The sequence below is a fragment of the Streptomyces sp. HUAS TT11 genome (assembly GCF_051553595.1).
Taxonomy (GTDB): domain Bacteria; phylum Actinomycetota; class Actinomycetes; order Streptomycetales; family Streptomycetaceae; genus Streptomyces.
The window spans coordinates 167,672-179,167 of the sequence record NZ_CP196185.1 but is presented as its reverse complement, the minus strand read 5'-3'; the positions used below and the strand labels follow the sequence as shown (position 1 = coordinate 179,167).

11 protein-coding genes and 1 pseudogene are annotated in these 11,496 nt (G+C 67.1%); 7 read left to right on the top strand and 5 right to left on the bottom strand.

What is annotated here, in order from left to right; genetic code table 11:
* Positions 1-2: 2 nt before the first annotated feature.
* The gene (locus tag ACSHXN_RS44565; RefSeq protein WP_438306683.1) at positions 3-479 is read right to left on the bottom strand and encodes a WXG100 family type VII secretion target; all 477 of its coding nucleotides are present in this window, start codon (positions 477-479) and stop codon (positions 3-5) included.
* Between the two features lie 181 nt (positions 480-660).
* Here ACSHXN_RS44565 and ACSHXN_RS44560 point away from each other — a divergent pair, with 181 nt between their 5' ends.
* Positions 661-1,290: a hypothetical protein gene (locus ACSHXN_RS44560; protein WP_438306682.1), complete on the top strand. Its 630-nt coding sequence runs from the start codon at positions 661-663 to the stop codon at positions 1,288-1,290.
* A gap of 32 nt (positions 1,291-1,322) precedes the next feature.
* Here ACSHXN_RS44560 and ACSHXN_RS44555 read toward each other — a convergent pair whose 3' ends face one another.
* The 4 genes from ACSHXN_RS44555 to ACSHXN_RS44540 are packed head-to-tail and all read right to left on the bottom strand — an operon-like array spanning position 1,323 to position 6,210.
* Entirely contained in the window at positions 1,323-4,025 is a 2,703-nt protein-coding gene (locus tag ACSHXN_RS44555; protein WP_438306681.1) for a right-handed parallel beta-helix repeat-containing protein, read from the bottom strand.
* Between the two features lie 28 nt (positions 4,026-4,053).
* Complete coding sequence (gene eccD, locus ACSHXN_RS44550) at positions 4,054-5,412, bottom strand: type VII secretion integral membrane protein EccD (protein ID WP_438306680.1); 1,359 nt, start codon at positions 5,410-5,412, stop codon at positions 4,054-4,056.
* Between the two features lie 48 nt (positions 5,413-5,460).
* The gene (locus ACSHXN_RS44545; RefSeq protein ID WP_438306679.1) at positions 5,461-5,787 is read right to left on the bottom strand and encodes a WXG100 family type VII secretion target; all 327 of its coding nucleotides are present in this window, start codon (positions 5,785-5,787) and stop codon (positions 5,461-5,463) included.
* Between the two features lie 60 nt (positions 5,788-5,847).
* Positions 5,848-6,210: a WXG100 family type VII secretion target gene (locus ACSHXN_RS44540; RefSeq protein WP_438306678.1), complete on the bottom strand. Its 363-nt coding sequence runs from the start codon at positions 6,208-6,210 to the stop codon at positions 5,848-5,850.
* A gap of 392 nt (positions 6,211-6,602) precedes the next feature.
* Here ACSHXN_RS44540 and def point away from each other — a divergent pair, with 392 nt between their 5' ends.
* The 6 genes and pseudogenes from def (at position 6,603) to ACSHXN_RS44510 (ending at position 11,467) form a co-directional block, all read left to right on the top strand.
* A complete protein-coding gene (gene def / locus ACSHXN_RS44535; protein ID WP_438306677.1) occupies positions 6,603-7,256 on the top strand; it encodes a peptide deformylase in 654 nt (217 codons plus the stop codon).
* 1,054 nt (positions 7,257-8,310) lie between these two features.
* Positions 8,311-9,156 (top strand): sulfurtransferase, encoded by an 846-nt coding sequence (locus ACSHXN_RS44530; RefSeq protein ID WP_438306676.1) that lies wholly within the window; start codon positions 8,311-8,313, stop codon positions 9,154-9,156.
* Positions 9,157-9,300: 144 nt separating this feature from the next.
* Positions 9,301-9,435, top strand: a pseudogene (locus tag ACSHXN_RS44525) (putative quinol monooxygenase); the annotation flags it as partial.
* Complete coding sequence (locus ACSHXN_RS44520; RefSeq protein ID WP_438306884.1) at positions 9,432-9,659, top strand: hypothetical protein; 228 nt, start codon at positions 9,432-9,434, stop codon at positions 9,657-9,659. The pseudogene ACSHXN_RS44525 and the gene ACSHXN_RS44520, both read left to right, overlap by 4 nt.
* 96 nt (positions 9,660-9,755) lie before the next feature.
* A complete protein-coding gene (locus tag ACSHXN_RS44515) occupies positions 9,756-10,724 on the top strand; it encodes an alpha/beta hydrolase (RefSeq protein WP_438306675.1) in 969 nt (322 codons plus the stop codon).
* A gap of 356 nt (positions 10,725-11,080) precedes the next feature.
* Positions 11,081-11,467: a helix-turn-helix domain-containing protein gene (locus ACSHXN_RS44510; RefSeq protein ID WP_438306674.1), complete on the top strand. Its 387-nt coding sequence runs from the start codon at positions 11,081-11,083 to the stop codon at positions 11,465-11,467.
* Positions 11,468-11,496: the final 29 nt, after the last annotated feature.

The window sequence follows — 11,496 nt, the reverse complement described above, 5'->3', positions numbered from 1 at the left end:
GGTCAGCCTCCCGAATTGTGGGTGTTGGCGTGCTCGGCGGCTGCGTAGTTGTCGTAGGCGACCTGCATACGGCTGGCCATCTCCCGCAGCAAATTCTCCAGTTCACGGGAAGCCCGGGAGAACCAGTTCGACATCGTTTCGAACGACGACGCCGACGGGGTCTGCCAGGAGGTGCGCGCCGCCTCGAAATGGCTCTCGACCTGGCCGATCAGACCCGAGATGTGCTCGCTCTCCCCCCGCACGACACCGATCGCCCGCCTGAGCTCACCCAGCGCGACATGGAACTCGTCCAGGGACATCGATCCGCCACGACCCCCCGGATCGTTGTGCCCACCGCCCGAGTTCTTCTCTTTTGTATCAGCCGGACTTGCGTCGACCATGACCTTGCCCGATTGCAGTGCCGCGCGCGGCGACGGCTCCGTTACGAGGGCTCCCATCCGGGTGGCGTCGGTAAAATTCTCCCTTGGCGACGTCGCCATGAGTCAACACTCCTTTTACGTTGCCCGCCGGCCGCAGGTTGCGGGTTGTCGTCGGGCTCCTCGGAATCCCGGCTCCGGGTTTCAACGCCGGACTCCGGTATGACAAACTGATCCGGATCGGCGTATGTCGATCGGAGTACCGGCCCTGCACCGTCGGCCGACGCACAAACGGGAGAAGAGAATGCCCAAACCCCAGCAGAATCACTCCGGCGGCACCGAAGGGGGCGACGGCGGCGTCGAAGACCCGGATGCCGGAAAGGATTTCAGCAGCCTCGTCCCCACCATGTCGGTCGGCTGGGACACGCCTCCCAGCTTCAACCTCGATCCGGCCGGCCCGACGGACGGCCAGTCGTCGAGTGACGTGGTGGACAGCGGCCCGATCGCCTTCGACGCGGCCACGGTACGGGCGACCGAGAACACCCTGCTGACACAGGGCCGCAACGCCGTCTTCAACTACGAGGCACTCCGTCAGAAGGTCGACGGCGTGGTGCACGGCCAGTTCTGGGGCCCTCCCCGCCCGGACGCGCCCATCTCCTCGGGTCAGTACACGGGCTTCACGCCGACCCCGGGTGGGTACTGGGCCCCTGGACCGCAGGAGACCGACGACAACGACCGGCGCACGCTCGCCGAGATCGGCGAGGAGTTCGCCCAGCACATCAACCCGGCGATGCAGAAGGCTCTGGCCCTGCAGAGCAACGCCCTCGAGCTGCTCGGCAGCTACATCGCCATGATCAACAGTGCGGGCCAGTCCTACGCCCGCGTCGACCGGGCGTCGCGCTTCCCCGAGCCCCCTGGCCCGGTCACCGGCTGAGCAGGAGACAGCGTGTCCGCGGTGCCGGACCATCAGAGGACCACCGCGGGCACGTCGGCCGGCAGCAGCAGCGTCAAATCCTCGTCACCGGCATCGGCCAGGTCAGCCACTCGCATGGCGTGCTGCTCGGTCATCTGCTGGAACGCCTGACGGGCGGTGCGCCCGTTTCCGAAACGCTCCGTCCGCTCGATCGCGTCGAAGTGGGCCAGCAGCGCCACCGACGTCTCCTCGCCGAGCCGGTAATCGTGCCGGGACGCCTGGTGCTCCACGATCCGCACCAGGTCCGCCGACGAGTAGTCGTCGAAGCGCAGCGTCCGGGTGAAGCGCGAGGCCAGGCCCGGGTTGGAGTCGATGAAGCGCCCCATGTCCACCGGATAACCGGCCGCGATCACCACCACGTCGTCGCGATGGTCCTCCATCAGCTTCACCAGCGTGGAGACAGCCTCCTGCCCGAAGTCGTTGCTCTGCCCAGCCGGCACCAGGGCGTACGCCTCGTCGATGAACAGCACACCGCCCAGTGCCTTTCGGAAGACCCCCGTGGTCTTCGGCCCGGTGTGGCCGACGTACTCGCCCACCAGCGCGCTGCGGTCGGCCTCCACCAGGTGCCCGCTGGCCAGCAGCCCGAGCGCCGCGAGCAGCTGGCCGTACAACCGCGCCACCGTCGTCTTGCCCGTGCCCGGATTGCCCGCGAAGATCAGGTGCCGGCTCAGCGGCGGCGGCTGAAGTCCCGCCTCCTGACGCCGCTTGACCATCTGCATCAGCTTGGCCATGGAGGCCACTTCACGCTTGACGCTCTCCAGGCCCACCAGTTGCTCGAGTTCGGACAGCAGCTCCGGCAAGCGGTCCTCGCCGGCCCCCTCCTGGATGCTCACCTCGGCGCTCTGCCCGCCGCCCGTGCCGCGCGGGGCACCCGTCAGCCCCACCACGGCGGCCACTTCGCCCTCGTCCGTCGTCGGCATGGTGACGGACTTGACGTTCCTGCTCCGGCACTGCTCGAAACGGGCCGCCGCGCCGTCGGCCTGCGACAGGTCCTCGTCCGCGTCGTGAACCAGGAGGCGGCGCAGCACGGGGGAGGCCTTCGTCCCCACGTACACCGCGGGATAGCCCGTGGCCGAGACCGTACAGTCCTCCAGCAGCCCCTCGGCACCGTCGCCCGCGTACACGCCGTTCTTCGCGGCGCCCGCGATGCTCACCGACCGCACCCTGGGCCGGGCCCCCGCCCAGATCACCAGTCCGCTGCCCTGGGCGTCGGCGACGGTCAGCTCCTCGATCCAGGGCTCACTACGCTCGTCGAGGAAGACCCCGGCCGATCCCGAACCGTCGACCCGCCCCCCGAGCACCACCGCGCCGGTGCCCGCTGCGATCTCGATGCCCGTCTTCGATGGCCGGAGCACCTCGCAGCCTTCCAGAAGCGGGCGGTGCCGGGTGTCCAGCCGGATGCCGGTCTCTGCCTCGCCTACCACGCACCGGCGCAGCACCGCGTCGGCGTCCTTGACGTCGACGCCCGTCATCCGCGTCCGCTCCACCCGGATGTCCTCGGCGGTGAGGTCCGCCGCGCCCTCCACCCGTATCCCGTGCTGCGCGCTGTCCCGCACCGTACAGGAGCGCAGTTCCACGCGAACGCTTCCGCCGAAGTGCAGTGCCGTGTACGCAGTGGTGGAGATCTCGCACTCGGTCAGCCGGACGGTGCACCGGCCCGTCGCGTGCACGCCGTTGGCCCCGGTACGGGCCACCGTGCCACCGCGTACCTGCAACTCGGCGCCCTCCACGGCGGCCAGGCCGGTCCCGGGCACGTCGACCACGCGCGTCTGTTCCAGGTCCACCCGGCCCGTACCTGCGGCGATCACCCCTGCGCCGCCGGTCTCCCGGATGTGGCAGTCGTGCAGCCGCAGCTTGGCCGTGCCCGAGGCCAGCACGCCCTCCATCCCGGTGCGGAAGACCTCGCACTTCTCCAGCCGGATCCGCAACTCCTCACGGCCGGCGGCCGCGGCGTTTGCGTCGGCTGCAGGTTCAGGGACAGCAGAGGCGACGTCACGGGCGTCAGTGATCCGCACCCCGTGTGTCTTCGTGTCGTGCAGGCGGCAGCCGCGCAGGACGGGGCGCGCCGGAGCCAGCACCATCAGTGCCGCATCGCCGGTGTGCCGGACCGTGCAGTCGTCGAAGGTGCCCTGCGACTCTCCCGTCAGCACGAGGCCGCACCCGGTGACACGCTCGACGGTGGTACGCCGCACCTCCGCCCTCGCGGCGTCGCTCAGCGTCAGTCCGTGCCCCGCCGTCGACGCGATCACGCAGTCCTCGAGGACCGCTGCGGCCGTGCCCGTGACGTGGACGCCGGAGCCGTCGGAGTCCTCGACAACGCACGAGCGCAGTTCTGCGGAGGCGTCGCGGGCGATCTCGACACGGCCACCGGACACCGTGCAGTTCTCGAACACCGGCCGGCCGCCGCCGATGAGCACCGCGGGCCCGCGGTCGGCCGCGGCCTCGATCGCGACGTCACGCAGCACGGGCGCGCCGCCGCTGACGCTGACCGCGGGCCCGTGCACGGCAGCGATGTGCACCGTGCCCGGGCCCTTCTCCGCGACGACGGTGACGTCGCGGTCCAGGATCAGCGACTCGCGGTAGACACCCGGCTGGACATGGACCACCGCGCCGTCCACGGCCGCCCGGACGGCGGCCGTGACGGTGCGGTACGTACCCCAGCCCCGGTCCGCCACCCGCAGGACGTTGCGCTTCACCGGCGCCGCACTCCGTTCCCCGGCCCTGTCACGGTGTCTGCCCCGAGTGCAGCAGTGACGCGTAGACGTCGAAGACGCCCACCGCGACCGGCACGGAGACCACCAGAAAGAACCCGGCGAGCGGGTCGATCCAGGAAGGGCGTTCCTCCTCGGCGTCCACGCGGAACACCCGGCTCAGGCCGAACACCAGCGCGAGAACGGCCACACCGGGCAGCGCGGCGGGGCCAACCCAGGCCGGCGCCCCGAAGTTGCCGGGCGCGCACCTCACCGCGATGGCCAGGCCGAGGGTTCCCGCGGTCACCACCGGGACGACCGCCGCCGCCATCGTCAGCCGTCCCGACCGCAGAATGAGGGCGAGGCCGAGGCAGCCGGCCAGGGCCACAGCGAAGGGCTGGTGCGCCGAGCCGAGGATCACCAGGCACGCGGCGGCAACGGCGGAGCCGAGGACATTCGTTCCGATGAGCAGCCGCTGCCCCCGCTTGACCAGGTGCAGCACATCGCCCTCGTCGGCGTAGGCGTCGGTGCCGCCGACCGTCGATCCCGCCAGCACCGCCAAGTGCCCGGCGACCTTGGGCGCGACGCCGAGCACGCCCATCATCGTGACGCCCACCACCGCGGCGGCCTCCAGCGGCGTGACCCGTCCGAGGATCAGGCACGCGGTCAGCACGAGGGTGATGCCGGTGATCGCCAACGCCATCAGTGTTGTCGCGTGACGGATGGCGAGCAGGCTGGTGAGCGCGCCGAGGAAAGCCCCCACGCTCAGCGCCAGCAGCAGGCCGATGGCGGTGTCGTCCGCCACCGGCAAGGACGCGGCTGCGACAGCGAGCAGCGGAACGGCGGAGTACGCCATGATCAGCCGCAGGCCCAGCGGAAGGGACCAGCCCTGACGGGAGGCGTGCCAGGTCAGCAGGGCCAGCGCGAACGCGACGACCATCGCGCCGAGACCGGTGATCGGACGGACGGTGTCCGCCGCATCCGACCACACCAGGGACACGAAGCCCCCGATGAGACCCAGGATGCCGAGGACCAGCGTCGTGTAGGCGCGGGGCCGCCAGCCCCACGCGGCGATGTCCTCGCCGGCCTTGTCGACCGACTCCTCGAGGTCAGTGACCACGGGCTCGTCGAACTCCCCCGCGGCCGCGTCCCGCAAGTACAGCGTGGTGCCATCCGCGACACCGCACTCCCGTAGGGTGCTCTCCGGCTCGAACGGCGGCGCGCCGGGCAACGCCAGCGACCAGACCGGAGGGAAGGTGTCATCGAATTCCACCTGCCCCACGAGCCTGAGCAAGGCCGGGGTGTACTCGGCGATGGCCGCGTCCACGGGCACCGCTAGGTCCACCCGCCGCCGTGCTCCCACCACGGTCACATGGCAGCGTTCATTTTCCACTGGGTGTTTTCCTTGTCACGCGTCGGCCACGGGCCGGCTCTGCCGGGATCAGTGCGTGGAGTTCCACGTCTTGATGTTTGCTTCCTCGGCGCCGACGTAGTTGCCCCAGTTCACGCGCATCACGTGGGCGATCTCACCGAGCACGCCGTCCTCCTCCTCGCTGCCGAAGAGACCGACTGCGGCCATGTCCCACTCGTGCATACGCATCTGGTAGTCGGTCGCGGACTGGGCGTTCCACGTGTCGATCAGCGAACGGATCCGGGCCTGCAGGGCGTGTAGCTCCCCCATGATGTGCTGGGCCGAGGCGTTGAGGTCGTTACCCGCCGTCTCCAGGCCCTGGCCGACGTAGATGGGAATGCTTTCGATATCGGGCATCTCGATTCCTCCGACAAGAAGTGTGCGTACGACGTTCAGGCGTTCCGGCGTCCGGAGCCGTCAGGCCAGGTTGGCCTTCGGCAGGCTTACGCGGTTGACGTTCGCCACGTTCGAGTGCTCGGAACCCAGGTAGTTGTCGGCGGTCCCGTTGAGGCCATTCGCAATGGCGAGGAGCGCGTTCTGCAGCTGGGCCGCATACCTCTCCCACTCCTGCATGAGCTCCTGGAACGTGTTGGAGGCAACGCCCTTCCACTTTGCCTCGAGGCCGATGACGTAGTTCTTCAGCGCGTCGAGTTCCGCCTGAACGGTCTGCTCGGTATTGCGAATGTCCGTAGCCTTGGTCTTCAGATCCGCTGGCGTCGTGTGGTATAGCACGCCGTCCGAGCCCTTGAAGCTGAAATCCTCGCCGTCGGTGCCCGCCATGAAGCCCCGCCTTCCTGAACTGGTTTCCCTAGACCGGTGCCTGCCGCACCTGCCTTGCGCGAGCCGCACTGGTACCGTCCGCCGCGAGAGCCTTTGCGAACGGAACGCCCCGTGTGCAAACGAAGCTTGCCCGGGAGGGTGATGCTAGGCGACGGCCACGGCTGAACTCCAATCGGGTGCCGAGGATTCCCAAGGAGTTAACCTGGAAAACCACTACACATCTGCCACTTAACGCCGCGAGACCGCGAGCTACCGTACATGCTTGGAAAGGTCGCTTTTCCCGCGGGGGCACCCGCCGCACCAGCTCTGCCGCCGTTGTCTTCTTCGCGGTCCTGCAACTGATGCACCGGCAGGCGATCGAACTTTCCCGGCTCCCACCGCATCTTGCGGGTATGAAGCAATCGACCACAGTCCCGGTCAGCCTGCGTAGGGAAGCCACCGTCGACGAGCACGGGTTCGTCGTGGACGTGGAGGACGCCGAAGCGCGGGAACTAGCGCACCGCGAACGCGGCACGTCCCGCCCGATTACCGTCGTCGGGAACCCCGTGCTCCACCGGGAGTGCCGGGACGTCACGGAGTTCGACGACAAACTCGCAGCCCTGATCGACGACATGTTCGCCAGCCAGCGCACCGCCGAGGGCGTGGGCCTCGCGGCCAACCAGATCGGTGTTGACCTCAAGGTCTTCGTCTACGACTGCCCGGACGCCTACGGTTTGCGGCACGTCGGCGCCGTCTGCAACCCGGTGCTGGAGGAACTGCCACCGGAGGAGCGTCACCTGGACAACTCCAAGGAGGGCTGCCTGTCCGTGCCGATGGCGTACGCCGCGCTGCCGCGTCCGGACTACGCGGTGGTCCGCGGCCAGGATGCCCAGGGCAAGCCGATTAAGGTGCGTGGTACGGGCTTACTTGCGCGCTGCCTCCAGCACGAGACCGACCATCTCTACGGGCATCTGTACATCGATCGCCTCTCGAAGCGCGGCCGAAAGGACGCGCTTCGACAGATGGCGGAGAACACTCCGCGCTACGAGATCGTCCGGAACGACTAGCCGAACCTCGCCGCAGCGCGTCATTGCCGTAGCGCAGCAATAGGCCATCGGTGTACAGATGCCCGAAGAGGGTCGGTCTCGTGCTGGAGGCAGCACACGGAAGTAGCCCGTGCCGCTCGCCTTGACCCGCCGGGCTTCTGCGTATGACCGCGGACCACCCCTATACGCCGTCGGCTCGGACGGACAGCCCTCCGTTGGAGGCGCCGAAGTCACGTCCTCTGGCGGCAGTTCTTCCAGCACCGGGTTGCAGATCGCGCCGATAGGGGCACTCCGTCGTCGCCTGTGCAGTCGTAAACGAAGATGTTGAGGTCCACACCTATCCAGTCAGCGGCCAGCCCGACGTTCTCGGTCACCGCTCGATTCGAAGGCAGCCACGGCCACGAGGGCCCGCCGATTCCCTGAACACGTCTGGGAGCACGCGCGCTCCACATCGAACTCTTCGGGCGTTCACTGCATCTTGTGGGTGTGGAACGAACAACCTCAGCCTCGAACGCCGGTTGCCCTAGGGAGCAACGTGGGCGAAGCACGGGACCGTCGTCGCCGGCCAGAGCTGGTCACACATGAGGGATGAGCTTCTTTTAAGGGCTGTCCCGTGATCCCCGGTGGATTAGCGCGCGGCGTCAGAGGCGGTGCATCGCAAGGCGGAAGGTCGCCCTCATACTGGGCGTATCAGGGCGATCCGACAAAGCGGCGAGGTGCCGTAGCTGTCGTCGTGCGCCCGCCGGGGATTGCGGGACAACCTTTAGTCGGCGTGTTCGGACGCGGGGTGAGCCCGGTAGCGCAAGGCGCCGTCGGGCACATGACCGTCATCTGCACCTAGCGGTTCTGACAGCTTCAAATACGCCGTCGCCGAGCAGCCCTTATAAGACGTATCGACGGTGCCGAGGCGACACCGTTCGCGATCCACGGCCTTGTCTTCGACCTCACGGAACGCAGCTGAGGCACCCGCCCCGAACAGGGCAAGCGCCTCACGCTCCACCACAGACCAATTCCAAGGACTCTGCGCATATACAGCTGCGCAGCCGTACCTAATGTTAGCTTTTAAGGAATCACGATGAGTCGCAGTGAAGTTTTGGTGGATGCCGAGTGGGTGCTGGCCCACATCGACGACCCGAAGGTGGTCATCATCGAGGTCGACGAGGACACATCGGCTTACGACAAGAACCACATCAAGAACGCTGTGCGTATCGACTGGAAGAAGGACCTCCAAGACCCGGTGCGGCGTGACGTCGTAAACCAGGCAGGCTTCGAGAAGCTGCTGTCGGCCAAGGGCATCGCCAACGACCACACCGTCGTGCTCTACGGCGGTAACAACAACTGGTTTGCGGCGTATGCCTACTGGTACTTCAAGCTCTACGGTCACGCGAGCGTCAAGCTGCTGGACGGCGGCCGCAAGAAGTGGGAGCTGGATTCCCGCGACCTGGTCGATGGTTCCGAGGTCCCTGCCCGCCCGGCAACCGAGTACCGTGCCTCGGCGCAGGACGGCACTATCCGGGCGCGCTACGACGAGGTCGTCGCCGCGATCGGCAACCTCAACCTGGTCGACGTCCGCTCGCCCGACGAGTTCTCGGGCAAGCTCCTCGCTCCGGCGCACCTCCCACAGGAGCAGTCGCAGAGGCCGGGCCACATCCCTGGCTCACGCAACGTCCCGTGGTCGAAGAACACCAACAGCGACGGCACCTTCAAATCCGACGAGGAGCTCACGGCCCTCTACGAGGAGGAAGGCATCGATCTCGCGAGGGGTACGATCGCACTCTGCCGCATCGGTGAGCGTTCCTCGCTGACCTGGTTCGTACTGCACGAACTGCTCGACCAGGCGAACGTGAGAAACTACGACGGCTCCTGGACCGAATACGGGTCACTCATCGGCGTACCGATCGAACTCGGCTCGCAGGACTAGACGCCAGCCATTACTGACGCGGTGTCAAGTGGGGTTCCCACCTGATCATGCCAGGTCGTAAGGGGTCGGGCGCGCGCAACGGGCACACCACGCGGGGTTGGCGCTTCAGACCCGCTTGCCGCGGCAGGCCACCGAAGAATGCGGACCAGTGAGGAGGACCACCACCGGATGTTCTCCAGCGAGGCCGCCAAGGCCATTGTCGCGCAGATCGCTCCGCTGTTGGCGAAGGAGTCCGAGTACACCGACTACGTGCCTGTCGGTGGCAAGGCCGCTTTCTGAGGTTTCACTTCCAGCGGTGCGGACCACGCATCGCCCAGAACAGGACCCGACAGATGCAACTCATTCCAGAAGCCGTGGCTCGTGCGCAAATGCACGAGCGACTCCTTGAGGCCGAGCGGGCACGCCAGGCCGTGCGTCTCGCGGTAGCCCGCCGGATGCAGCGCCGTGCCGAGCGCGCCTCTATGCGCGCCCGCCGTGCGGCCCTCGTGGCCGCCATGCTGTAGATCGACGGCAGGCACCATTCTGGCGCCTCAGCCGCCGCATCTGACTGGGAAGTCTCTTGCAACCGTCCGACATCATCCACATAAGAGGTAACGACCATGACTGCGGGGCTCCCCGCCCTGGACACCGAACTGCGCAAACTCTTGGCTGACATGCCGGCCATGTCCCAGCTCAGCCCGGAACTCCTCGCGCAAATCCGGCCATTCTCCTCGGCGCCCGTCGAACCGCTCCTTGAGGGCCGCGCGATCGATCGACGTGAGGTCACCATCACGAGTGTGGACGGCGAGCAGATTCCGCTGTCGGTTTTCAGCCCCGCCGGCGTGGACCGCTCAGCTCAAGCGCCCTGCATCTATTGGATGCACGGTGGCGGGATGGTCATGGGTGACCGCTTCTCGCAGATCGACATCCCGCTGGAGTGGCTCAGCCGATTTGGTGCGGTAGTCGTCTCTGTGGACTACCGGCTGGCGCCGGAGTTTGCCGGCACGACCCTGGTTGATGACTGCTACCAGGGGCTGCTCTGGGTCGCGGAACATGCCGACGACCTGGGTATTGATCCCGCCCGTATCGTAGTTGCGGGCGCCAGCGCTGGTGGGGGTCTCACGGCGGGGGTAGCACTAAAGGCTCGCGACCGCGGGGGCCCCCGACTTCACTCCCAGGTGCTGATCGGGCCCATGCTCGACCACCGGAACAACACCACATCCAGTCGGCAGTACTCGGGCGACCCCTATGTCTGGACTCGAAACATGAACGAGTTCGGATGGCGAGCCGTTCTCGACGGCTTGCCTAGCGACGAGGTGCCCAGCTACGTGTCCCCCTCGCTGGCCGACGACCTCTCCCGGCTGCCCACCACCTACATCGACACCGGGTCGGCCGAAGTTTTCCGCGACGAGATTTCCGATTATGCTACTCGTATATGGGCGGCGGGGGGCCAGGCCGAGCTTCACGTCTGGGCGGGAGGTTTCCACGGCTTTGACGCTCTCTTCCCGCAGGCACAGATCTCGGCTGCGGCCCGCAGGACCCGCACCGAGTGGCTCGCCCGAGTCTTGCTGCTGAATTCTGACGCGTAGTATTCAAAGCATACGTCCTATACCCAAGCACCCTCGTCTCCATATCCGTGCGTGCGAGCACAGTTGTGAGAGAGATCGACGATCCCGGCGGTCCACCCATAAGTTCGTTGCTTTCGACTCAGGACTGGTGACGATGAGGATTAAGGGCGTTTTGTGTGCCACGCGGGTCAGCGCTTTGCGACCTCGAGTCAAGCGTTCGGGGATGCACCTGTCGAGTCCGATTGGTCCGGAGTCTTGCGCAGACCCGTGCTTGACCTGAGGTTCGCGCTTCCTCGCACCGGGGGCGGCGGAGCTCAGAGGGTTGATGTCAGTGGCGTGCACTACGTTGATCGCGTCGTTTGAAGGGGGGTGTTCTCATGCCGTCCGGTCGTCGCTATCTGCTCGACCTCTCGCCCGAACAGGAGGAGCGGTGCGAGGAGTTCGGCAGCGTCTGCCGGTCAGCGTGGAACACCGCCCTGGATCAGCGCTGGGAGTATTGGCGGCGTGGGGCGTGCATGAATTACGTGCCGCAGGCCGCGGAGCTTGCCGATGCCAAGGCGTCTCAAGGCAGCGCCTTTCTCGTGCTCCAGCAGACCTTGAGGGAATGGACCGGGTATGCCGGGAGCATGACACCTTCCACGACCGGCCGTATATCACCCCAGGCGAAGCAGACCGGTACAGGTCGCCTCAGCAGAGCCTTGCCCGGCAGAAGCGCGGCAGCGCGAACCGGTGTAAGACCATCTCAAGCACGGGGCGGATCATGAACCGGGTCACCGACCGGCAAGCCGCCTTC